This window comes from Echinicola rosea, from assembly GCF_005281475.1.
Classification (GTDB): domain Bacteria; phylum Bacteroidota; class Bacteroidia; order Cytophagales; family Cyclobacteriaceae; genus Echinicola; species Echinicola rosea.
Map to the genome: position 1 here is coordinate 3,029,197 of NZ_CP040106.1, position 23,261 is coordinate 3,052,457.

At 42.6% G+C, this 23,261-nt stretch carries 19 protein-coding genes and 1 tRNA gene; 8 read left to right on the plus strand and 12 right to left on the minus strand.

The window, feature by feature from the left end:
* Window positions 1–4: 4 nt before the first annotated feature.
* Window positions 5–1,222, minus strand: a complete 1,218-nt coding sequence (locus FDP09_RS12205; protein ID WP_187328851.1) for a TIGR03435 family protein — start codon at window positions 1,220–1,222, stop codon at window positions 5–7.
* 504 nt (window positions 1,223–1,726) lie between these two features.
* On the opposite strand from FDP09_RS12205, the gene FDP09_RS12210 reads away from it, so the two are divergent.
* The 5 genes from FDP09_RS12210 to FDP09_RS12230 all read left to right on the plus strand — a co-directional run bounded on the left by FDP09_RS12210 (window position 1,727) and on the right by FDP09_RS12230 (window position 5,881).
* Window positions 1,727–2,422, plus strand: coding sequence for a response regulator transcription factor (locus FDP09_RS12210; protein ID WP_137402930.1), 696 nt, complete (start codon window positions 1,727–1,729; stop codon window positions 2,420–2,422).
* Window positions 2,419–3,876 carry a sensor histidine kinase gene (locus FDP09_RS12215; RefSeq protein ID WP_137402931.1) on the plus strand — a complete coding sequence of 486 codons (1,458 nt, stop codon included), beginning with the start codon at window positions 2,419–2,421 and terminating at the stop codon, window positions 3,874–3,876. Before FDP09_RS12210 ends, FDP09_RS12215 begins: the two co-directional genes overlap by 4 nt.
* 217 nt (window positions 3,877–4,093) lie before the next feature.
* The gene (locus FDP09_RS12220) at window positions 4,094–4,597 is read left to right on the plus strand and encodes a hypothetical protein (RefSeq protein ID WP_137402932.1); all 504 of its coding nucleotides are present in this window, start codon (window positions 4,094–4,096) and stop codon (window positions 4,595–4,597) included.
* A 17-nt stretch (window positions 4,598–4,614) separates the two neighbouring features.
* Complete coding sequence (locus tag FDP09_RS12225; RefSeq protein ID WP_137402933.1) at window positions 4,615–5,109, plus strand: hypothetical protein; 495 nt, start codon at window positions 4,615–4,617, stop codon at window positions 5,107–5,109.
* Window positions 5,087–5,881, plus strand: coding sequence for a YoaK family protein (locus FDP09_RS12230; protein ID WP_137402934.1), 795 nt, complete (start codon window positions 5,087–5,089; stop codon window positions 5,879–5,881). Before FDP09_RS12225 ends, FDP09_RS12230 begins: the two co-directional genes overlap by 23 nt.
* Before the next feature lie 266 nt (window positions 5,882–6,147).
* Here the strand turns inward: FDP09_RS12230 and FDP09_RS12235 are convergent, their stop codons facing one another.
* A complete protein-coding gene (locus FDP09_RS12235; protein WP_137402935.1) occupies window positions 6,148–7,611 on the minus strand; it encodes a potassium/proton antiporter in 1,464 nt (487 codons plus the stop codon).
* A 652-nt stretch (window positions 7,612–8,263) separates the two neighbouring features.
* On the opposite strand from FDP09_RS12235, the gene FDP09_RS12240 reads away from it, so the two are divergent.
* Window positions 8,264–10,090: an alkaline phosphatase gene (locus FDP09_RS12240; RefSeq protein ID WP_137402936.1), complete on the plus strand. Its 1,827-nt coding sequence runs from the start codon at window positions 8,264–8,266 to the stop codon at window positions 10,088–10,090.
* 34 nt (window positions 10,091–10,124) lie between these two features.
* Here FDP09_RS12240 and FDP09_RS12245 read toward each other — a convergent pair whose 3' ends face one another.
* The 5 genes from FDP09_RS12245 to proC form a co-directional block, all read right to left on the minus strand.
* The gene (locus FDP09_RS12245) at window positions 10,125–10,550 is read right to left on the minus strand and encodes a hypothetical protein (RefSeq protein ID WP_137402937.1); all 426 of its coding nucleotides are present in this window, start codon (window positions 10,548–10,550) and stop codon (window positions 10,125–10,127) included.
* A 30-nt stretch (window positions 10,551–10,580) separates the two neighbouring features.
* Window positions 10,581–11,354: a subclass B1 metallo-beta-lactamase gene (gene bla / locus FDP09_RS12250; RefSeq protein WP_137402938.1), complete on the minus strand. Its 774-nt coding sequence runs from the start codon at window positions 11,352–11,354 to the stop codon at window positions 10,581–10,583.
* A 141-nt stretch (window positions 11,355–11,495) separates the two neighbouring features.
* Window positions 11,496–12,695 carry a glutamate-5-semialdehyde dehydrogenase gene (locus FDP09_RS12255; RefSeq protein ID WP_137402939.1) on the minus strand — a complete coding sequence of 400 codons (1,200 nt, stop codon included), beginning with the start codon at window positions 12,693–12,695 and terminating at the stop codon, window positions 11,496–11,498.
* A gap of 75 nt (window positions 12,696–12,770) precedes the next feature.
* A complete protein-coding gene (proB, locus tag FDP09_RS12260; protein ID WP_137402940.1) occupies window positions 12,771–13,559 on the minus strand; it encodes a glutamate 5-kinase in 789 nt (262 codons plus the stop codon).
* Complete coding sequence (gene proC / locus FDP09_RS12265; RefSeq protein ID WP_262710666.1) at window positions 13,552–14,400, minus strand: pyrroline-5-carboxylate reductase; 849 nt, start codon at window positions 14,398–14,400, stop codon at window positions 13,552–13,554. The genes proB and proC overlap by 8 nt, the downstream gene beginning before the upstream one ends.
* A 461-nt stretch (window positions 14,401–14,861) precedes the next feature.
* On the opposite strand from proC, the gene FDP09_RS12270 reads away from it, so the two are divergent.
* The gene (locus FDP09_RS12270) at window positions 14,862–17,207 is read left to right on the plus strand and encodes a patatin-like phospholipase family protein (RefSeq protein ID WP_137402942.1); all 2,346 of its coding nucleotides are present in this window, start codon (window positions 14,862–14,864) and stop codon (window positions 17,205–17,207) included.
* 49 nt (window positions 17,208–17,256) lie between these two features.
* On the opposite strand, the gene FDP09_RS12275 is transcribed toward FDP09_RS12270, so the two are convergent.
* From FDP09_RS12275 to FDP09_RS12285, 3 genes are all read right to left on the minus strand, one after another.
* Window positions 17,257–18,189: a hypothetical protein gene (locus FDP09_RS12275; RefSeq protein WP_137402943.1), complete on the minus strand. Its 933-nt coding sequence runs from the start codon at window positions 18,187–18,189 to the stop codon at window positions 17,257–17,259.
* Window positions 18,190–18,519: 330 nt separating this feature from the next.
* Complete coding sequence (locus FDP09_RS12280; protein ID WP_137402944.1) at window positions 18,520–19,623, minus strand: site-2 protease family protein; 1,104 nt, start codon at window positions 19,621–19,623, stop codon at window positions 18,520–18,522.
* Window positions 19,613–20,245, minus strand: coding sequence for an HAD family hydrolase (locus tag FDP09_RS12285; RefSeq protein ID WP_137402945.1), 633 nt, complete (start codon window positions 20,243–20,245; stop codon window positions 19,613–19,615). Before FDP09_RS12285 ends, FDP09_RS12280 begins: the two co-directional genes overlap by 11 nt.
* Before the next feature lie 135 nt (window positions 20,246–20,380).
* On the opposite strand from FDP09_RS12285, the gene FDP09_RS12290 reads away from it, so the two are divergent.
* Window positions 20,381–20,454, plus strand: a tRNA-Ile gene (locus tag FDP09_RS12290).
* A gap of 88 nt (window positions 20,455–20,542) precedes the next feature.
* Here FDP09_RS12290 and FDP09_RS12295 read toward each other — a convergent pair.
* Together FDP09_RS12295 and FDP09_RS12300 are read right to left on the minus strand one after the other, a co-directional pair.
* Window positions 20,543–20,884: a helix-turn-helix transcriptional regulator gene (locus FDP09_RS12295; RefSeq protein ID WP_137402946.1), complete on the minus strand. Its 342-nt coding sequence runs from the start codon at window positions 20,882–20,884 to the stop codon at window positions 20,543–20,545.
* A gap of 935 nt (window positions 20,885–21,819) precedes the next feature.
* The gene (locus FDP09_RS12300) at window positions 21,820–22,851 is read right to left on the minus strand and encodes a Cj0069 family protein (RefSeq protein WP_137402947.1); all 1,032 of its coding nucleotides are present in this window, start codon (window positions 22,849–22,851) and stop codon (window positions 21,820–21,822) included.
* Between the last annotated feature and the right edge of the window lie 410 nt (window positions 22,852–23,261).

Here is a 23,261-nt window from a genome sequence, read left to right on the forward strand (position 1 = left end):
GGGGCTAAGGCTCACGGCCTTTTTCTCCATCATGCTTCTTGGTTACTTGTGCGATTTCTACTTCAAACTGATCTGGGGTCAATGAAATTCCATATTGCTCAAGCAGGTAGCTTTTGGCTCCATCAAAGGTTTTGAAGGGGAATTTTAACTCAAAATATCCATTTAAATTGGTCCTGTCAGTGACAAAAATTTGGAACCTGTTTTCCAATTCATCCACTAAATCTTGCAAGGGGACACCATTTCCTTGCCAATAGGTACCCTTGGTGGAGGTTCCACTTGCGGAATAGGCTTTCGTCGTATCCACAGCGTGTCGAATGAAGAGGCTGTCATTTGCTATATGCAAGGCATAGCCTGACACCTCCTTTTGCTCCAGGGCAAGTTCATAATCCAGTTCATATAATAAGGATCGCACCTTTGTGGGATTTTTTTCATTTGGTGGCAAATTCTTAGGGAATTTAAAGCGAACATCGTAGCGGTTTTGGTCGGCAACTGAAATCCTGCTTTTGCTTTTTTTGAGGAGGAAGGTTAATATTTTGTCAAGCGGTTGGTTGGCGATGCTCAATTCCCGAGTATTGTATTGTATCCCAGATGCTACCTGCATGTAATTATTTTTAGTGACCGTAATGGGGTAGAGATGGTTGGTGTTTAATTCTTTGTTTGGGGCTGGATGCTGTTGATCCGCCATCACCTGCGGGTAATACTTCTTGTGGAGCAAAGCATCTATCATATCGCTGGTAAGAAGTGAAGGATGCCCTCTCCACTTCAAAATCCCATTTTCATCAATTAAAAATGTCGTTGGATAAGCATTTACTTCATAGTTGTTTATAGTTTGATAGGCTGTATCAGTTCCTACAGACGCCAAAATTTTCTTTCTGGATAGGAATTTAGATACATCTTCCTCCTTTTCATACGTTATGGCTATAAATGAAATATTGTCATTTTTGTATGCCTCAGTAAGGTCATTCAGATGGGGAATCGTATAGATACAGGGAGCGCAGCTCGTAAACCAAAAGTCCAAAACCATCACTTGGCCAGCTGTTTTCGGGCCATCACCATCATCATGATTTACCCAAGTATCCACCACAATGGCTGGAGCTTTTTCCCCAATCGCTACTTGAGCAATAGCCTTGAATAAAAGCAGGATCAATGGGATGGTTAAACCCGGAATATGCATTAGCCTATCTGTTGCGACCTGAAACTGCTTCAAAATCAGTCGTTTCACTTTAGTTTTCGGCATAACCGTAGCGGTGCTACGCTAATGCCTCCAAACTAACTGATTTTCTTGCACTTTCAGCTCTCACTACGATTCCCAACGCATAATTCCGGGTTAAAAGTACTTTTTTCATAAAAATTGTTTTTTTGAGTTTAATGGTAAATTGTATGGTAGCGGAATTTTCACCTGTGGTCATCTACTTCGATCGTTTACAAGCGGTGTTGTTTTTTTGTTCCTCTCCTGAAAAATATCCTGCATAAAAGTAACCTCATTGCCCATACATTCCTTATACATTCTATTTGGAGGCGGTTGTGATAGAATATTTCCATTTACAACCAAATATCGTCGAAAAATACTGAATTTTGCATGGTTAAAAAATACCTAAAATTGGGTATTTCCTCTGGGTCTTTTTTTCTGCAGATTAGAATCGCATTAGAAATGAACCAATTTTTGCTATTTCCCGTCAGTAATACTTAATATTGATTGGAAGTAAACACCCTTTAAAACAGATCTGTGAGAAAAATATTGCTTGTAGAGGATGACAGCCGTGTCAGTGCATTTATTATAAAAGGCCTGCAGGAAGAGGGCTATGAAGTGGCACTGGCCATGGATGGCAAGACAGGACTCCAAATGGCTCTTCAGGGCAGCTATGATTTGGTTATTTTGGATATTATGATCCCTGAAATGAACGGGATAGAAGTCTGTAAGGCCCTCCGCAAGCAACATACACAAGTTCCAGTGTTGTTTTTGACGGCTTTGGGAAGTACCGAAAATGTGGTGATGGGCCTTGACAGCGGGGCGGATGATTATCTCTCGAAGCCTTTTAAATTTATCGAACTGCTGGCCAGGGTGAGGACACTGATGAGAAGGTCCACCTACACCAGTGGAGAAGAAAGCAAAGCTGAAAATGCTTACCGGTTTGGAGACCTGATGCTGGACGATGAGACCAAAACGGTGGCGAGAGACGGGATGGCCATCAGCCTGACTTCTACCGAATATCGGTTGCTACTGATGTTTATGAAGAACCAGCGCCGAGTGCTTTCGCGCATAGATATTTTGGAGGAAGTCTGGGGAATTGATTTTGACATGGGTACCAACGTAGTGGATGTATATGTAAATTACCTGCGGAAGAAGCTGGAGAAATATAACGGGCCACGGCTGATCCAAACGGTCATTGGGATGGGGTATGTGCTAAAAGAAGCCGAATGAAAACACAAAATAAAATCGTTTATGTCTTACTGACCATTTTTTTCAGCTACACCTTGCTGTTTAGTGGGTTTATCTATTATTCCATTTCCAACTATGCCTTTACGGACTTTTATAAGCGACTTGAGATCAGGGCAATTACCACTGCCAAGTCCCAGCTGGAAAATGAAGGGGAAGGCAATATCATCCGGGAGCTGAGGCAGGAATACCTGGAAGTGCTTCCTGACGAGGAGATCAAAATGTATAAATTGCCCGATAATGGTGATTGGCAAGGAATAAGGGAGCTTGGTAGGTTTAGGGACGGTTTTATAGAGGAGATCCTAGAGGACGGCACTAGTATGTACAATGACCGCAGGACCTTCTTTTACGGGACCACCTACACGACGGTGGGCAAGGCCACTTACTTGGTGACCATTTCGGCCGAAAATTACTTTATCACCCACCACGTACACTATTTGCGAAACCTGCTATTCACCTCTTTGGGGATTGCCTTTGTGATCATTTTTGTAGTAGCCTTTTTGTTTACCCGAAAATACATCCAGCCGATCAATGACATCATAGAAAAGGTAAAGGAGATCAGTTCGGAAAACCTACACCTTCGGCTTAATCAGCAGTCCAAAAATGATGACACCATCAGCCAGCTCTCACAGACATTTAATGACATGCTGAACAGGCTGGAGACTTCATTTGAGACGCAGAAAAATTTTATCAGCAATGCTAGTCATGAGCTGAATACACCGCTGACCAGCATCATCGGTGAGGCAGATGTGACGCTTAGCAAGGTCAGGCGGCCAGAAGAATACATCATGTCCCTTCAGACCATTTTGGAAGAGGCCGAAAAACTGGACAAGAAGACCAAAGCCTTGCTTATGCTTGCCCAAACAGGATTTGATGGCAAACGGCAAAAATTCCAAATGCTGCGTGCCGATCAATTGATCATGGATGTCAAGGATACCGTAGAGAAGATCTACCCGGGTAGTAAAATCAGCATTGATTTCAGCCTTTTGCCAGAGAATCCCTATCGGCTAAAGATCAATGCCAATGAGGCACTCCTTCACTTGGCCCTTTCCAATATTATCCTGAATGGCTGCAAGTATTCGAATTTTAGTCCGGTACATGTGGCCTTGGGCGTGTCCGACGGAAAGGTAATCATCATCGTAAAAGATGAGGGCATAGGCATCCCGGATTCGGAGATGAAATACATCTATGACCCCTATTTTAGGGCTTCCAATACGGAGAATCACGAAGGCTACGGCATCGGACTTCCACTGGCCAGAAATATCGTCAGGATGCACCGCGGTGAACTGGTCGTGAATTCTACCGAAAATAAAGGGACGACCGTCCAGATTACCCTTCCCTGTTTCTTTACCAATCAAGAGATCAATGATGGTAAGGCGGAGCAAATCGTAAAAGCCTATCGTGAAGGGCGTGCCAGCCAAGTATCCGGTAATATTTAATTCTCCACATCTAGCCGGTATTTGCAATGCGGGCTCTAGAGCAGGGCATTTGCAATGTCCTTCGTCGTTTCCCAAGGACAATCCATTGATAAAAAACACTAAAAATCTGGAATTGATGAATCCACCCCTCAATTCTAATCTCATCCTAATCTGATTCTTAGCCCCCTCTAATAGATGGTTTATAGTTTTGCTCACGATCATTAAAAATGTGGGATAGATGAGAAAAACAGTACTAATACCAACTGATTTTACAGTGAAGTCATTAAACCTCGTAAAATCAGCTTTGAATGCAAATGAGAATTGTCAACTGGAAATCATTATTTTACATGGACTGTATCTTCCTGATTCCATTACCGAGATGCTTTTTTTTAGGAAAAAAGAAGCCATCCGGAAATTGGAGAATCCTGCATTTGAAAAATCTTGTCAGTTACTGTTGAGCAAGTACGGATCGCGCATCGAAAGTTTGGGTGTGGACTTGTTTTCGGGCTATAATCGAGGAGCATTTGAGAATTACCTCGAGGGAAACCGGGTAGATGAGATTTATGCTTTTTCGGACCATGATTTTAAGCCATGCCATAAAAGGAGCTTTGACCTGATGCCGCTGATCGAAAAAACGAGCGTTCACCTGACCAAAGTGAAATGGGTCGATCACGGCAGGAGACATGATTTGGACAGGAACCAGTTGGCGGCGCTCTTCTTTGGGCATTTCAGTCCATCATAAAACCAAGACGATCGATCATGAAGATAAAAATAATGTATATCGGGGTATTTGTACTGCTTTTCGGAGGGGTGATTACCTTGATGGCCAATGATGAGAGTCCGGACCGAAAGCTGATCGGTAAGTGGGAAGAGGTGATGTGGAAGTATGAGAAATTGGACAGTTCGGAAGAAGGTCCATTTGATTCTTTTCATATAAACGATCAGCTTAAGCAGGAAATCAGCCTGGAGCTGGTCATCCATAAAGCTGAAACTTGGGAGATTAGGCCAGATGGTGCGCTATTGCTTCACAAAAAAGACGGAAGTAGCGAGGAGTTGCATTGGCGATTGAAGGGGCGTGGACACGTGCTGAAGCTATTTGGACATGGAGACAGCCTAGAGCATTATCAAATCCAGAAGCTTACGGAAGATACCATGGAAATTCATTTTAACTCAGATCTTCAGGCGAGAGGAATTATCAAAATGATTTTTAAGAAATCCAAAAACCAAACGCATGCTTCGAAAATTCAGCAATAGTAGGACATTAAGTGACAACATAAAGTTGGGAAGCTTGACGGCTTTCTCGGCGGGGATGGTCAATGTGGTCTCGGTCATGTTGTTTTTCGCCTTTACTTCTAATGTCACTGGTCACTATGCTGTGCTGGCAGAAGAAATAGCGAAGGGCAATTGGTACCAAGCCGGAGTGGTGGCAGCCTGGATCATGCTGTTCTTTTTTGGTGGCTTTACCTCCAATTGTATCATAGTTCATTTCAATAAAAACTATACCTACTTATCCCATGCTGTTCCGGTGATTTTGGAGATCCTTTGTCTTTTGGTCGTGGGGACATATGTGCAGTTTTATTATGCGGAGACTTTATTGGAGACCGAATGGCTGGTAGGGTTGATGCTGTATGCAATGGGACTCCAAAATGGCCTTACCGCCAGTATTTCCAATTCTGCAGTAAAAACAACCCACTTGACTGGCCTGACCACGGACTTGGGCATGCTCTTCTCCATGTTCACTAAGAAGGAATATCGCGAAAATGCCCAGCTACGGGGCAAACTCAAGATACAGCTCTCGATCATGGTGAGCTACCTTTCTGGGGGCATCACGGCGGGATATATCTACATGACCATAGCTTATAATGTGTTTTATATCGTCTGCCTTTTTCTGCTGATTGTCATTGGTTACGATTATTACAAATTAAAATATTATGAGTTGGTCAATCGACGGGAGCGAAAAAGTAAAAGAAATTATTACCGATATGTAGCAGTCAAGAATAAAAAGAAAATCCTCGAAAAAGCCTGAGAATATGATGGTGGTAGTCAAAAGACAGGCTTAGTTCAGACACCTACAGGTTAAGTTACTTGTGGGTGTTTTTTTGTTTATATACCAATGTATGATGGCGGAAAAGTTGGGGCATTTTACTCCATGATGAAAGACGGGAGAAGTAGACCACGTGTAGATTTTTATTTGGGAGTTGGTATTTGGTATGTTGCACCTATATTGCTTGAATCCAAATTTGGCTCTTGTGATGAAGGAAAGTCAGTTCTTTTAAGATTAGAGAGTAGGGGTTATGCTATCATTAGCACCTCTTTGATCACCTTGTCCTGATCTGGATTATCGGCCATGATCATAAGGGTGTCGTTTTCTTGGAGTTCCGTTTCGCCATTTGGAGTGATAAATTTCCCCTCTCGGCTGATCAGCACTACCAGGCAGGTGTTAGGGAATCCTATTTCCAGAATTTTTTTGCCGGAAACGGCAGCATTTTTTGGAATTTCCACTTCTATGAGGGCATTTTTGACATCGTCGGAGAGTTCCAGGTCCAGGAGGGACTTTTTCTTCAAGCCTGCAGGTAGGGCAAGGTCAAGTAGTTTGGCAGCTAAAGGTAAGGTGGTGGCTTGTAGGACTACCGATGTGAGGACAATAAAGAAAACGACATGGAAAATTACACCGGACATTTCCACGCCATGGATCATGGGAAAGGTAGCAAAGACTATGGGGACCGCTCCCCGAAGCCCTACCCATGAAAGGAAAAGTTTTTCCTTAAAAGTATATTTAAACGGCAAAAGGGTGAGGTAAACCCCCAGTGGCCGGGCCACGAGGATCAGGAACAATGCTGACGAAAGGGCAAGACCGATCACCGGCAGCATTTGGGAAGGAAACACCAATAACCCCAAGGTAATGAACATGACCACCTGCATAAGCCACGCCACGCCATCAAAAAACTTCATCATACTTTTTTTATGGAGCATTTTGCCATTGCCCACTGTAAGGGCACAGATGTAAACAGCCAAGAAGCCATTTCCGCGAAGGAGATCTGTGAGGGTATAGGTGAGCAGTACAAGTGAAATCATCAGCACTGGATAGAGGCCTTCTACTTCCAAGTTTATTTTGTTGACAGTGAGCACTGTAATGCGACCAATCAGCCAGCCCATTACCGCTCCGACTATCATTTGGATAAAAAACAGCGGGATGATTTCAACGATCGAAAAATCCTGAACTTTAATGAGACTGGTCAGGGCGATGGTAAGAAAATAAGCCATGGGATCATTACTGCCGCTTTCCAGTTCTAACAGGGGCCGGAGGTTGCCCTTGAGTCCTATGCTCTTGCTTCTCAAAATCGAAAATACCGCCGCCGCATCGGTAGAGGATACGATCGATCCCAGCAACAGACTTTCCAGCAAGGTCAGGTCTGACACCCAATACACAAACCCTCCCAGGGAAAAGCTGGTCAGCAAAACCCCAATGGTGGAAAGTCCGATGCCTTGTACTAAAATGGGCTTCACTGAGGGCCATTTGGTGTCGAGTCCCCCCGAAAAGAGGATAAATGTCAGGGCTATAATCCCCAGAAACTGGGTCAGTGAAGGATCATCAAAGACAATTCCCCCGATGCCATCCGAGCCTGCCAACATGCCAACGCCCAAAAATATCAGTAGCGCGGGAATACCTGTTTTGCCGGAAGTTTTACTGGCGATGACACCAGCGAAAAGTAAAAGGGAGCTGATCAATAGGATGTTTTCAGCAGTCAGAATCATGGAAACATGGTTAAGTTTGGGGTGAATTTAATAAATTGCTGGGTAAAATACCTTTAGTGGGATTGTTTTCACCGGGAAATCGCTTTAAACTATCAGCAAAGAGGTGTAAACCTTAGCAGACCTTTTTATTCGCCAGATAGAACCGAAGGCTAGACGTTGGACCTTCACTCGGCCTGGTCTGACTCTTCTTGCCTGGATTGAATTTCAGGGCCATAAGCGATTTTCCTCATTTTTTTCAGGAATGGCACTGTACGATTACACTTTGGATCAAATCCACCCTAAGAAAGAATAGGAGGTAACCCCGTGAAAAGTACTTGCTACTTTTATGGGGCTAGATGTTTTTTGACCAAGGAATCAATATTTCGATTAGTGATGGTGATTTTAATTTTTGCAACTATATTGCATTAATTTGGTTAGTTAAAGTGGAAAATGCCGGTCTTGGATAGGGCCGGTTTTTTTTAATCATTTGTTAATGGCATTTTGGTAAGCTAGAGAAGATAGACAGGTATCTTTGGATCTTTATTTTGCTGAATCATATTGATTGCATTTGCTTATAATATTATTTTAGTGGATGGTTTTGGTAAACCATCTTGCTTTATTACCAGGGATTGCAAGAGGTTGGCAGTAATTTGATACCCAATACATAATTATAATGAATAAAAGAGCTATCATCTGTTTACTTATTTTTCTCTTTCCTCTGTTGGTTAAGGCACAAGTGGAATATAAATTCCACTCCCATAATGATTATTTACAGCCCGTTCCTTTCTGGACGGCCTATGCCAACGACGCTGCGTCCATAGAGGTCGATGTGATTCTTCAGGAGGGGAAATTGATGGTGGCGCATGAGAAAGCAACGATAGAAGCAGCGAAAACCCTTGAGTCACTTTACTTGGTGCCGATCCGGCAAGCAAAGGAACTGGGAATTGGTGAGCCTGCTTTCCAATTACTTATTGATATAAAGACGGAAGCTTACGCTACCATGGATGTTTTGGAAGATAAGTTGGAGGAATATACGGATGTTTTGGCGGTGCCGGGAAAGCAAGGAGGGGTTCAGGTGGTCATTTCCGGAAACCGACCTCGTCTAGAAGATTACGATGATTATGCGCCATACATCCTTTTTGATTATCAATCCTTGGATTTTCCAAGCAATTTACCCTGGCACCGGATTGCTTTGGTGAGTCTTCCCTTTCAGCGGTTTTCCGTTTGGAACGGGAAAGGGAGGTTGGTTCAAGCCGAAAAACAAAAACTGGAAGAACTGATCGAAAAGGCCCATGCAGTGGATCGGTCGATACGTTTTTGGGGAGCACCGGACAGCAAGACTGCCTGGAAGGCTTTTGCTGATATGGGTATAGATTTTATCAATACAGATAGGCCCTTCGAGGCCAGTCAATACCTGAACAGCCTAAATAGCAATGTGGTGAGTAGTCAACATCGGCACGAAATATACCATCCTAAATTTAAGGTGGATGGTGTAGCAGTACCTGTCACACAAATCATTCTGATGATAGGCGATGGCAATGGTTTGGCGCATATTTCAGCGGGAATGTATGCTCACGGTAATCAACTCAACCTGACACAATTGAAGCATATTGGCTTAGTGAAAACCCAGTCTGCAGATGACTTTACGACTGATTCTGCAGCAGGTGCCACTGCCTTGGCTACTGGCAAAAAGGCCAATAACAGGGCTATTGGTTTTTCTACAGAGGGTACAGCGCTTTCCAATCTGCCCGAATTACTAAAAAATTATTCCTTCACGACGGGCATTGTGACTACAGATCATGTGACAGGTGCTACCCCGGCCTCATTTTATGCTCATAGGGAAGATCGCGGAATGGTAGAGGGGATTGCTGAGGATCTTTCAAAAAGCCCCCTAAATTTATTTATTGGGGGCGGAAAAAATGATTTTCTGGTCAAAGGTCGGGATTTGATTGCACCTCTTGATGCTGCGGGATTTACGATTGTCAAGAGCTTGGATGAACTTGATGGAAATAACATTAAGAAAGCAGGGTATTTTGCCAGCAATCAAGGATTGCCTACGGTGATGAAAGGTAGGGAAGGTTTCCTGAAAAGCGCAACCACCCGATCCTTAGCATTTTTGAGCAAAAAAGCGCAGCCATTTTTCTTAATGATCGAGAGCGCGATGATCGATAGTGGAGGTCATTGGAATGATGCTAAGACGGTTGTGGAAGAGGAAATAGACTTTGATGAAGCGGTAGGGGAGGTGATTGCCTATGCAGATGACCATGCCGGGACCTTGGTGCTGATCACAGCAGATCATGAGACTGGCGGGGTCACCCTGCCACAGGGAAACGTGGGGAAAGAAGAAATTGAACTGGATTTTGATACCAAAGACCATACTGGTATAATGGTGCCCTTGTTTGCTTATGGGGCACATGCAGATGAATTTATCGGAGTGTATGAGAATACTGAAATCTTCGAAAAGATAATGCGTCTAGTGGAGCAGTATCATAAGCGCTAGGTTAAAGTAATCAGCGTCTTACGTCAAGGAGATGTCAGTCTGTAGGACCCAATTTTACTGCCAGTCTCCACCCAAGATAGGAAAAAGGCACATATGCCAAGCCAATGTCCACAATCCCAAACCAAGCAGGAAAGGGCTGGGAGAGGATGATGATCATACTGCCTATTAGAAAACTAAAGCCAACCACAAGGGCGAAGCTTATTTTGTAACGAACCGCAATAAGTGCCGCGACGAGCCCACCCGAAAATGTGCCCAAGGCGTGGATTATAAACAGCATCAGAAAATATGGGATCCCAAATAATGGCAATGCTTCTTTGAAGCCTTCTATGGTCGGAAGAGCTATTTTGGGAGGAAGCGGCATGCATATTCCGATGGTTTTGAAAAGCCCTATGTTGACCAAAATACCAATAGTTAAACCAGCCAATATACTGATGATATTTCTAAGGGCTTGATTATTCATCGGGAGTGAACAGGTCTTCTGGAGTGGTAGTCATTGGAAGAGTTTTTCGGTGTACGTCAATAAGTTTTTGTCGCCCCATTCGCCATGCCCTGGGATGACTACCTTGAGATTTGGATAGGCGGTTTTGATTTTATTCACAGTGGTGGGCCATGCCGTTGTATTGGCATCTTCAAGGTTGCCTTTTTCGGCACCATCAGCTTTGACCAGGCATCCGCCAAAAAGCACCTGATCATCCGGGAAATAGCCGATTACGTTATCTTCGGTATGTCCTTCACCAAAATAGTGAACAAATACCGACCTGCTGCCGACTTTTAGTGCCAATTGATCCGGAAATCCCACTGATGGTTGAGGAAAACCATGCTGTGATGCGAGGGAAAGGGTACTTTTGAAAGCGTAGGAGGGGATTTCTTTTGCATGAAATGCATCCAGACCACCAACACAATCCAAGTGAAAATGGGTGGCTACGATAGCTTTGATGTGTAGTTTTTCCCCTTCCATAAAAGCGATGAGCTCTTCGGAATCTTTTGGGGTGCTGGGCGTGTCAAAGATGATCGCCTCCCCATCACTGACCACAATCATCCCATTGCAACCCACCTTCCCGAAGCGCTCGGTTTCGAGATATGAAATGTGAACATAGGTATGTGGACTAATTTGTCTGACAATCAATTGGTCCGAAGCATATACTTCTTTTTCGGTGAAATGGGATTGAGATTGCACCGTTAAATTTTTCTGTGATTTCCCACTTTTTTCACCACAAGCGGATAAGGACAAAAGAAAGACAGCGATAAGAAGTTTATAAACCATTGGTCTGGTAGTTTAGTGGTCACTTAGTTCTCCTAAAAATAATACCTGAATCTAGTAGTTAATAATCTGTCAGAAAAAAAGCATAAAAAAACCATCCGCCACGGCGGATGGTTTTTTGAATATAATCTTAAGCTTGGACCGTTAATCACGAATCTGGCCATTGCCAAATACATAGTATTTATTGGTAACGAGTTGCTCCAATCCAAGTGGTCCTCTATGGTGCAGCTTGTCCGTACTGATGGCGAGCTCTGCGCCTACCCCCATCTGTCCCCCATCGGTAAATCGGGTAGAAGCATTGTGGTAAACTGCAGCACTGTCCACCTGCTCCATGAAGGTGGCTGCTTTTTCTTTATCTTTTGTCAAAATAGTAGCAGAGTGTCCACCACTGTATTTGTTAATCTTTGCGATGGCCTCATCCAGTCCGTTTACCTTCCCGATAAGGGCTTTAAGGGCCAAGAATTCTTCATACCAAGTGTCTTCAGAAGGGACCTCTTTGGCACCTTCAATCGCACCTACCAATTCCTTTTCGGCAACCAATTCCACCTTGTATTCTGCCAGACTTTTGGCCAAATCGGCCAATTTGGAGTCAAAGTCTGGAAGGTTTTCGTCCACCAGGATTTTGTCCAATGCGTTACAGCCGGAGATTTTGTTGGTCTTGGCATTGATGATGACTTTTTTGGCCAGTTCCCAGTCTGCATCATCGGCCACATAGGCGAAGTTGTTTCCTCGACCACTTACCAGTACAGCACATTGGGCATGTTCTTTTACAAAAGCAATCAGTCTTTCTCCGCCCCTAGGTACGATAAGGTCAAGTTTTTCGGATGGGTTTTTAAGGAATTCCTGTGTTTGTTCCCTGTTCAGCGTGAACAATTCGATCCAATCCTTGCTTAGCCCATTTTCTTCTAACGCTTCGTGCCAGCACTCTACCAATACTTTATTAGAGTGTACCGCTTCTTTACCACCTTTGAGCAGGATTTTACTGTTTGCCTTAAAGGCCAATACAGCAGCTTCAATGGTAACATCAGGCCGGGATTCGTAGATAATCATAATTGTACCAAACGGTGCAGTGCGATTGGTGATTTCCAAGCCATTGGCCAAAGTCCTTTTGGATATTTCCTTTCCTACCGGATCTTCTTGGTCTTTCACCTCTTGGACAGCTTGGATCATGCCGTCTACTTTGGCGTCATTCACCACTAGCCGGTCATAAAGGGCCTGGTCATCCCTTTGGAATGCCTCCAAGTCAGCTTTATTGGCGGTCAGAATTTTTTCACGGTTTTTATCAATGATCTTGATCATTGATGCCAACACGTCGTTTTTTTTCTGTGTGCTTAATATTTTCATGTCAAATGATTTCTTTTATGGTGTTGAAATTTCCAGATGAATAGGAATTAAGGCAAATCAATGCCTTTTTGGTCTTTAATCATCAGAAACTTTGGTGCCCACTTCTTTACCATCGACAATATCAAGGATCATGTTATCGATATTGCCATTGGCGATGTAGGTTGGGATATTTTTTCTGGCGGCTTCTTTCGCTACATTTAGCTTAGACTTCATGCCTCCTCTACCTTCTGCTTCTCCCTTGGTGGATTCCTGGATGAAATGCTCTACTTTTTCATCGGTACCCACATGGGCGATCCTTTCGGTGTTTTCGTCATCAGGGTGACCATTATACAGCCCATCTGTATCTGTAAGTAGGATCAGCATGTCCGCTTTGGTCAGTTCAGCGACTAGACTGGCCAATTCGTCATTGTCCGTAAAGGTGGACATGCTAAGGGAAACGGCATCATCCTCATTTGCAATAGGGATAATTCCTTCAGAAAGCAGCCCTTCGTAGCAGTTGATCATGTTTTCCCTATGCTTACCCGGGTCAAAATCCCTTTTGGTAGCCAAGACCTGGGCGCATCGCATCCCATAATCTTGGAAGATATTGTAATAATGCCTCATCATCCGTGGTTGTCCTACAGCAGAGAAAACCTGTCTTCTGATGATTTTGTCCTTGATGCCCACTTTATTTCCCAAGACTTCTTTACCAGCAATGACGGATCCTGAAGATACCAGGACAGACATTATGCCTCGTTCGTAAAGAATGGCGATTTGATCGACCATTTTTCTCAAGACCGTATTGACGATTCGGTTGTCCCTATTGGTCATCACATTGGTACCTACCTTTATGACGATCCGTTTTGGTTCTTCGTTGTTATCCATTTTGAAATTCTTTTCCAAGTTCTACAGCTCTCTTAAATGCAGCGTAAGCAGCTTCTTTAATCATTTCTTTGACATTGTTGTCATCCATTGAATCCAGTGCTGCCCTTGTGGTGCCGCCTTTGGAGGCTACTCGGTCCATCCATGCTTCAGGGTCAAGGTCAGAGGAACTGAACAGTTCCACTGCACCGGCAAAGGTTTGCTCCACCAATACCCTGGAATCGTGCTTGGAAAATCCCATCTTGAGGGCTGCTTCCAGCATGGATTGCATAAAGTAGAAGATATATGCAGGACCACTACCGGAAATTCCCGTGGATGCATCAATATCATTTTCTGTGTCTAACCTTACAGAGCGCCCAGTGGTATCCAGAAGGTTTTCTACCGTAGAAAGTTCAAGTCTGGAAACCTCATCAGATGCTGTAAAAGAAGTCAATCCTTTACCTACTTGAGCGGGCAGGTTTGGCATTGCCCTGACCACCTTTTTCCTATTAAGTCCTTCCTGAATAGCTGCTATGGTCACTCCCGCCATTAAGGAAATGAATATTTGGCCCTCTGAGGTCAACTCTTTCATATCCTCCATTAATTTGTTGGAGTGGTACGGTTTTACAGCAATAAAAATCACGTCTGCTGCTGGAACGCACTCTTCAAGCTTTTCAAACACAGCAAAGTGACTTCTTTTTCTCAGCTCATCAGTTTTTTCTTTAGAATTGTCAAGGATCATCAGATCCTTATCTTTTAAAAATTTTGATTTAGCGATAGCTTCAGCATAAGTTAGCCCCATGTTGCCACCACCGATTACAAGAACTTTCATATTTTTTAGAAAGGTTTTTTTATTTAAGAACAGGGACTATCCCTGTCAGTCTTCTATGCCCTATATGCCACAATCATCGTGCAGGGATCATAATTTACAAAAAAAGTTAATTATTACGGCTAATTAATTGTTAAATCAGCACAGCGGGCATAGTTTTATTGAGAATAAACGACAATTAAAATTTGATTTTGTAATTATATCAAAAGGATTTTGTACTGATCGATGAAGTGAGGATGATACTGTAAATAAGTCAGTTCTACAGGTTGGTTGGTGAAAAAGTAGGTAGTTGAGCAGGACATTTTGTCACTTTGGGGTGTTTTTCGGAGATTTTTTCTTAAAAGTCCATGGTTTAGCCACTTTAATAGCAGGCAGTTTTGGGTCTCAACAAACAGTATTCATGTTTATTTTGGATAAAAAACAGTCATATGAAAAAGCTTTCAGTTTCAAATATGGCCACTTTTGGTTAGCTTTAGGGAAGTTGACTTTTGACCAATATGCTTCCTAGATCAATGTATTTTTCTTGGGTTTTTGCGTTGTTGTTTCCATTGATGACAATGGCGCAGAACGATGGCGACAAGGAGCGGCCTAAAATAGGGCTGGTACTCAGTGGAGGCGGTGCCAAGGGGATGGCGCATGTGGGCGTGATAAAGGCCATGGAAAAGGCCGGTATCCGTCCCGATTATATCGTAGGGACGAGTATGGGAGCAGTGATAGGAGGACTGTATGCCATTGGCTATAATGCCGATGAACTACAGTCGATCATCATGCAGGCAGATTGGGATCTGATCGTTTCCAATAGGGTGAATTTTAACACCATCGCTTTTGAGGAGAAGGAGTATTATAATCGTTACTTGTTTGAATTGCCCATAATAAAAGGCAGATTAGTGGTGCCTACTGGACTGATAGAGGGACAGAAATTATCAGAAACCTTACATTATTATACGTGGCCTTCGATACAGTACCAGGATTTTGATGAGTTTCCTATTCCATTTCGCTGTGTGACCACTGACTTAAAGACCGGGAAGGGCATTGTGGTAGGGTCGGGATATTTACCTGATGCCTTACGGTCGAGTATTGCCATTCCATCAGCATTTACTCCGTTTGATTTGGACAGTACCTTGGTGGTCGATGGTGGGGTGGTCAATAATTTCCCGGTGAATGTGGCGCAGGATATGGGGGCGGACATCATCATCGGGGTCAATGTTGGTGAGGAGGATTTTGTCGATCCCAAGGAATTGGGTTCGTTTTCTGATATCCTTATGCAGGTAGCCATGGCCAGTTCATATAAAAAACTCGCTACGAATATTTCCGGCTGTGATATCTATATCAAACCTGATCTGGAAGGATATAGTAATGCAAGTTTTAGTAGTTACAGGGAGATACTCAACCTGGGACATAAAGCAGGCGAAGAGAACTTTGCGAAGTTCGAAAAGCTGTCGGATAGTTTGGCATTGGAAAAAAGCAAGCCCCCCGGGATTGGGCTGATCGTTTATCCGGTGCGCATTAGTAAAATCACCATTCAGGGAAATCGGCTTTTTTCTGATGAGCTTATTAGGTCAAAATTAGGTATAAGTCCAATGGATACCGTCACCCGGTCTGATTTGCAGGCGGGGATCGATAGGGTTTTTGGTGTCAATGGCTTTAGGAAGGTGGACTATAACCTTAAGCCTACCGTCACTGGGGATTATGAGCTGCTGCTTAAAGCAAAAGAAAAACACACTACTATCTTGCACGGTGCCTTCCATTATGACAACCTGTTCTCTGCTGGGGTACTGCTCAATCTTACCGTGCGTGATCTTTTTGGTAAACCTTCGAGAACAGTGGGGATATTGGATGTCTCCCAAAACCCTAAGTTCAGGATAGACCATTATAAATACTTAGGGGACAATAAGAAGTTTGCGCTAAACCTGCGGTATAATTATTTGTTTCAGCAAATTCCTGAGTATGTGAACGGGGTCAGACAAGACCTGTTTTTGAACAGGGAAACGCATATTGGTGCCAATATCCTTACCACGCATTCGCTGAAACAGAGCTTTTGGCTGGGCGGGTTCTATGAGCGGTCACGGGCTCAGTCCAGCTTTAATATATCTATTCCTTCTGAAGTCCGAGGGGCTTATTTCACTTATATGGGGTTAAGGTTTTTGCATACCAGAAACTCACTGAATGATCGCAATTATCCCACGGCAGGAGCTGAAACGATATTGGAAGGGATGTTTAGAGCATATAGCAATTACCGCATAAAGCTTCGCAATGATGTGGATACGCTGACACTTGGGCAAGGCGATGAAACGGTAAAAATCCCCAAGGAGTCCTTGGATGAGACCCTTGATCAGATTACGCCGAATGGATTCATTTCTCTTTATTTTAATTATGTCAAGTATTTCCCACTAAACGACCACTTTCAAGTGATTCCCACCGTGGCGCTGGGGCTTACCCTGTCCGGACAAGGGGATGACTTTAGCTTTAGCGAGTTTACATTGGGAGGATATCAACGGGTGGATTTTAACGATACTCCTGTGTGGGGACTGAATTATGCTGAGCTTACCACGGAGAATTTCGGGAAAGTTGGGGTGAATTTTCAGTGGCTTCCAACAAAGAACCTTTACCTGAGGATGGGGACCAATTTACTAGGTCATGGCTATCATTCTCTTTTAAACAATGGAGAGGGTTTTCAATTCAATGAATTCTTTGAGGACAGGCTTATTTGGGGCTACGGGGTTGACCTGACCTTGGATTCTTTCCTGGGCCCTATCACCGGCGGGCTTTCTTCCAACACAAAAGACGGCGTGGTCCGGCCGTACCTGTCCATTGGTTTTTCATTTAATTATTCTGATAGGTAGCCTTGCAGTAATTTCCAGTTCCTGGAGTTTACTCAATTGTCTGGATGGATTAGTGATTGGGTAAATCTGCCGGGTATAATTTTACGGAAGTGTATTGTTGATAGTGTTTGATAAGGTTTCTGACCAGCGGGTTTGAGCAACTGGATAGGTCAAAACCGGTGGAAAAATGAATGTTGATCTTCCTCAATTGCTCCAGACTTCTGATGGTGATGATGTCCTTTAGGTTTTGCGGTGCAAAATCCATAAGCGTAAGTTCCTCCAAAGTATCCAAGTGGAATATAACCTGATAATCTTCCAACCGCTCGGCATGTCTGATGGTAAGATGACTGAGTGCGGGGAATTTTTTGACAAACAGTTCCTCTTTTGGCCAGGTACATTTAGGTCCCTTTTCGATTTTTAGCGTTTGTAGATGAGGCAGTGCTGCAAGTTCGTTGAATTCAGTTTCGGAAGATATTTCCCCTGCTATTTCCAAGGAGGAAAGTCCATTCAGTCCCGCTATTCCAAGCAATCTGTTTGTGTAAAGCTTGTTCACCGTATCGAATTTCAAGGATAGTTTCCTGACGTTTTGTAGCTGTAACGGAGAATACCCTTCCAGTTGAAGTCCCTGTTTGATAGAAGGGGAAAGGTTGAGCCATTTTGGGTCATATTTGTTGAACCCTGACTTTTCTAGTATTAAAATGGAATTTTCGAGGTGGTCCAATTGATTGTCTGTTTCCACCACCTTATTATGAAACTCCCCTAAGAAATCCTTTGCTGGAAGGAGACGGGCAGAAGGGCCATTTGGAGGCTTGATATAGAAACTTTTCCTGCCTGATTGTGCACTGAGGTAGCTTCCCAGTTCTCGGTATAGCATGGCTAATTTAAGCGCATAGGGTTCATGATGAAGTCTTTGTGGTATGCGCTGTAATAATCTATTGGCCTTTCTATGGAGGCTCCAGGCTTTTGATGCCGTTTCCAAACCTCCCGGTAAATCTAGGAGCAATTTAGGGGCTTTTGAAGGCGAAAATACTTCAGTGTCAAGGGTTAGTTTTGCAGCTAACCAATCTTTAACGTTTGAATTAAAAAAAACAGGTGGCTTCATGACCATTTAATAGTTAAGTTAACAAGATAGAGATTCATAAAAAAATGATGCTGCTTACCGTTATCCTTGCTGCTTGGTGTGTAATGGTTTGGGTACAACAAACTGCATAAATAAGCCTATAAACAATATAAAGTTAAGGATAAAATAAATATCGAGGAGGGCGTGTTAGGTAAAGGTTATGAATGAGTGAATTTTTGTTTTGCAATGTCGCTAAAAAGTAATCGTGATTTCTTAGGAGATCATAAATGGTTTGGGAGTAAAGCAGATGATGAAAATAATGATGGCCATCCAGGCCAGTACTTTTCTGCCGGCATTCAGCCGCGTCCCATCTTGTACAGGAGGATGCTTCAGTCCCAAAACCCTCCCCAATAGGAAGGCATATAATAACCATCCTTCGTATCCTTTTATATCAGGGAAGAAGTTCAACAATGCAAATTGAACCGTGACAATGGAAATGGCAATGGCCAGTTTGGTTTGTGGCTTGAATACGGATTTTTGAAAACAGATGTAAATGAATCCTACATAAAGCGGCAAGGCAATCAACAGATAGGTGAAATCCATCATTGGATTGACAAGACCTAAACCGGCAAAGAAAATGAATGCAATATAAAATGCGTGCGAGATCTGTTTGTGATGTTTCGGAAATAGCCCGAAAATAATATGTCCTCCATCCAATTGGCCGATGGGGAGAAGGTTAAGGGCTGTGAAAAACAAGGCCAAGTATCCAGCAAATAGATAGGGGTAATGAATCACCTCTTTCATATTGGGCATTTTGTCAGGATTGGCAAGCATTTTTTCCATGCCATAAAAAAGCAGGTTTTGGCCAAGTTGGATATCCAATACACTTTCTTGGTCAGGAGCGTAATCAGGGTCGAGGTATTCTGGGTGTATTTCATAAATAAAATCCGCATCAGGGAGATGGGTGAAGCCATAAGTCAATACCGCAAAGGCGATCACAAATCCCGCCAATGGGCCGGCTACGCCAATGTCAAAGAACTTACGCCTGCTATTGACCAAGGATTTCATTTTAATAACTGCCCCGAGGGTTCCGATGGAGGGTGCAATAAACCCAAACCAAAAAGGGATAAAGTATGGGAGGGAGGCTTTTACGTTATGTTTTATGGAAGTAAAAAGGTGACCCAATTCATGGACAAGTAAAATGCCGATAAAGGGAATGGAAAAGGCCATTGAACGGAAAAAGTATTCCCAGGTGAGCGGCATATCATTGGAAAGAATGCTACGCCCAAAAAGCCACTCCCCGCCAGCCAATGTCGTGCAAAGGAAGGTGATGATAAATAGGGAGAAGTGGCGTAAGTACTCTTTTTTAGTGTACATCCGTGAAGTAATCCATTAGCGCATTAGGGTGATTGATATGGACTGTACGTAGCCCTATCTTTTCAGCACCTATCAGATTAGGTGCTGTATCATCGAAAAATACGCCTTTTTCTGCTGGGATGCCTATTTTTTCCAGTACTTTTTCATAAATAATAACATCTGGTTTTCGGTACCCCATTTCGTGACTCAAAAACAAGTGATCAAAAAGGTCCGAAAAACGCTTTTCACCGGTATCGGCCAAGAGAATTTCCTCTACTTTTTTGAAGTGGATGCTGTTGGTATTGGAAAGCATAAAGACAGGGTGTGTTTTCCGAAGCTCCTTAAGAAGGTTTATTTTCTGTAGGGGAATACTTTTAAGCATGCCGTTCCAGATGTTGTCTATTTCTTGGTCGGACCATTCTTTTCGAAACGTCTTTCTAATTTCATCCCTAAAGTTAACCGCACTTATTTCGCCCTTTTCGAAAGCATGATGTATAGGATGAGCCATAAAATCAACAGATGGCGAGTCGTCATTCGTTTTGGGTGGTATTCCTAATTGGTTGAGAGTAAAGGGGATGTCCAAGTCAATGATGACACCTCCAAGATCAAATACAAAAAAATCGACGTTTTTATCTATTTTCATAAGGGCAAATGTTGTTGTTTTGGAATCAAATATGTAACATTGCAGTCCCAAAAGCAAGGAAAAATGTTTTAAGCTTCCCAGAAGCATTAAACGGCGGTTTTCGAAGAGAAATCCTAATAAATAAAATGCTTTGAAGGGCCTATAGCTCAGCTGGTTAGAGCACTTGACTCATAATCAAGGGGTCCCTGGTTCGAGCCCAGGTGGGCCCACTGAAAATCAGCCACTTACGATCAGGAATTGTAAGTGGCTTTTTTATTTGCACACGATTTGCACACAAAATGGGGGCAAAAAATATTTTTAAATTTTCTTGAATTCCCTGTCCCTGAGACGACCATTTTGGTGATATCGTACTCCTTTTAGCTTGGATTTAGCTGGTTTGGAAGTGATCCACTCTGTGATTTCATCTCTGATGAAATATAGCTTTCCGGCTTTCTTGTAGTAAGGAATTAGTCCTTTAGATACATAGCTATAGACGGTCTGTTTTTTAAGCTCTAGGAGCTCGCAGATTTTGTTAAGTGTAAGAATCTGACCACTGCTCTGGTTTGTCAATTCTGCGCCTTGAATGGACTCTAAAATAAGCTTATTTTGTTCTATAAGTTGGGCAATAGCCGTTGGAAGGTCTTCAAATTTTAAGTCCATTGATAAAATTGGTTTGAATATGAGCAAAACAAATGGTACGATTACTAATCGAGATAATTTCACCAGCTAGACCGTAGTAGGGTGAAATAATTTTCTTTTTAATTTAAAAATGGGGGATCAGAAATTATCACACTAAGATCAGTAGTGAGGAATATATACTTTCTTTATAAAAAAGCCTTATGATGAATGCCAATACTACCATTGACCAAACAATAAACAATCGAACAGTGTACCTAAGCCTCAAACTATCTGATTGATAACATGAAGATTTTGTCTATTTAAGTTTACATTATGTGCAATTTGCAATTAATTAGGAAAACCAATTTTCAAAACAGGCCATTATAGTTATCTCAAGACCAATTATACATTTACAACATAGTCCCCTCCTAAAACTAAAGAATCCCAAAACAAAAAAACACCCCACATGAGCTATATTTGTCCGTCATCCCACTCTCTAAAAAGTACTACGATTTCTTAGATTTTAGCCAAAAGTAAACGTATAGTATACTAGGCATCGGATAGGTATTGGAGAATCCATAGGAGAAACCCTACCTTTTTAACTTCAAAAACCAACAAATAAAATTGGGATCTTCCCTAGACCTCTACTCTTTTTATATCACCTTTAGTCTCAAATCTTATCGTTTGAGGTTAGCTTTCAAATGAATTAATACTATCAAGATAAATCAAAATGAGATTCCTTGGATTATAATAATAAATCTGATATCCTGCCACAATTAAAGTAGCCAATTACAGCAACACTAATGATCAGAATCCAATTTTTCATTTTTCAACTCTACCTGCTCACAACGTTTGCGGACATACGAAGTTGCCAGAAGCATTGCATAGGGCTATTTGGGTATAGCGACCGAAGGGAACGATACCGCACAGCGAGTGTTGTGGGCTGCAAACCAGGTATTTTTTCTCATCGCCGTCGCTCAATTTACTAGCTTTTTTTTCAGTTGGTCTACGACATGATTCACACAGCTCGGAGGGAATGGTGAAACGCAGCTTACATTGATTTCACAGAGGGTGTATTTTGCCTCCGTATCCTGCCCGTTAACATCATTTATGAAAAGATCCACGTCCCACAATAAAGGCATCATTTGGTCAGAAATCGAATGAATTTCTTGCAATTGCGGTACCCACTTAGATTCCATAATTTGCCGCAAGTCCTGGAACAATCCACATTGTTCACTGAAATAGAAACGTCCACTGGTGGGCCTCACTGGTGATTCTGGGTCATTCGACTGTGGGCAAAGTGCATTGGATTCCTGGTAGCCGAAACCAGAAACCTTGACACCTGTCAGGTAACAACGAACCATTCCATTTGTGATCCCTTGCACCCATTGCTGATTGATGAGCATGCCACGATTGTCGAAATATCTGCGGAATTCCCTGAGAAACTCATCAACCTTGAGTATTCGTTCTTCAGTAGATTTGGGTGCGTGAACAATTCGTATTCTGGTTGGGTCTGATTCGGCAAGGCGGACCTTGTATACCCCGTTCCCTCCATTTCCCCGATACTGTTTCAATATTCGTATGCTTGTTTTGTCCAGTGAGGGAAGAAAAAGTTTCTCGAAATCGGAGAATTTAGAATAAATTTCTATATCTCCGCCCCAATCCATATGTCGCGTGGAGTATAAAACCTTCTTGGTTCCGATCTTCAGAATGACGTCTGGATGTGTTGATATGAAAACACCCCTTTCCGAAAGATTCCTCAGGACAGCATCCAATCGACTTCTGTCATTTCCCTGTTCAATAGGATTCACCCAGACCAATACTGCGGAAAATCGGGAAAGTTCTCCCTCTAAATGTGAAGCTACAGCATCATTGTAAAGAACTGACTCTACATTAAACCCGGCTTCAGAGAGCGAATTTGCCAACGTCTTGTACTTATCCTCAGTAAGGGCATTTTTCGTTGAATTCGTATCCCCGTAAATCATCAAACCAACTGAATTGTCATTCATCTGAATCTCCTTTTCTTGAAAGTGGTTAATTCCTTGGCAGCGATTACCCTTTGCCCCGTTTGTTGCGCACAACTAGTATATAAGTAATCCAAAAGAATATTATGCCGACTTTATTTTTTAATTGGTATACCTTTGGTTAATTCTACTTTAAGTTACCTATTTCCTTCTTTAATTGATATATAGTACAATACTTTAAAATGAATACCCTACCAAAACACTCTACAAACAGTACCACCTTTTCTTAGAATTTAGCCAAAAGTAAACACCTCCACTTTCCCGTACTCGTTGGCTCTTCCTTAATTATTCCCTTGTACTATGGGCCTATCTTGGGGATACGGTAGCCCTGTAAATTAACTCTTGGAAATATTATATATGTTAACAATCTCGAGACAACTATAAAATCCGGAAAT

What these genes read in the sequence shown, in the direction of transcription:
- FDP09_RS12215 (WP_137402931.1), top strand. Translation starts at nt 2,419, where the DNA reads ATGAAAACACAAAATAAAATCGTTTATGTCTTACTGACCATTTTTTTC.
- FDP09_RS12255 (WP_137402939.1), bottom strand. Translation starts at nt 12,695, where the DNA reads ATGAAAATATTAAGCACACAGAAAAAAAACGACGTGTTGGCATCAATG.
- FDP09_RS12230 (WP_137402934.1), top strand. Translation starts at nt 5,087, where the DNA reads ATGCTTCGAAAATTCAGCAATAGTAGGACATTAAGTGACAACATAAAG.
- FDP09_RS12225 (WP_137402933.1), top strand. Translation starts at nt 4,615, where the DNA reads ATGAAGATAAAAATAATGTATATCGGGGTATTTGTACTGCTTTTCGGA.
- FDP09_RS12245 (WP_137402937.1), bottom strand. Translation starts at nt 10,550, where the DNA reads ATGAATAATCAAGCCCTTAGAAATATCATCAGTATATTGGCTGGTTTA.
- FDP09_RS12295 (WP_137402946.1), bottom strand. Translation starts at nt 20,884, where the DNA reads ATGGACTTAAAATTTGAAGACCTTCCAACGGCTATTGCCCAACTTATA.
- FDP09_RS12300 (WP_137402947.1), bottom strand. Translation starts at nt 22,851, where the DNA reads ATGAATGACAATTCAGTTGGTTTGATGATTTACGGGGATACGAATTCA.
- FDP09_RS12235 (WP_137402935.1), bottom strand. Translation starts at nt 7,611, where the DNA reads ATGATTCTGACTGCTGAAAACATCCTATTGATCAGCTCCCTTTTACTT.
- proB (WP_137402940.1), bottom strand. Translation starts at nt 13,559, where the DNA reads ATGGATAACAACGAAGAACCAAAACGGATCGTCATAAAGGTAGGTACC.
- FDP09_RS12240 (WP_137402936.1), top strand. Translation starts at nt 8,264, where the DNA reads ATGAATAAAAGAGCTATCATCTGTTTACTTATTTTTCTCTTTCCTCTG.
- FDP09_RS12220 (WP_137402932.1), top strand. Translation starts at nt 4,094, where the DNA reads ATGAGAAAAACAGTACTAATACCAACTGATTTTACAGTGAAGTCATTA.
- bla (WP_137402938.1), bottom strand. Translation starts at nt 11,354, where the DNA reads ATGGTTTATAAACTTCTTATCGCTGTCTTTCTTTTGTCCTTATCCGCT.
- FDP09_RS12285 (WP_137402945.1), bottom strand. Translation starts at nt 20,245, where the DNA reads ATGAAAATAGATAAAAACGTCGATTTTTTTGTATTTGATCTTGGAGGT.
- FDP09_RS12280 (WP_137402944.1), bottom strand. Translation starts at nt 19,623, where the DNA reads ATGTACACTAAAAAAGAGTACTTACGCCACTTCTCCCTATTTATCATC.
- FDP09_RS12270 (WP_137402942.1), top strand. Translation starts at nt 14,862, where the DNA reads ATGCTTCCTAGATCAATGTATTTTTCTTGGGTTTTTGCGTTGTTGTTT.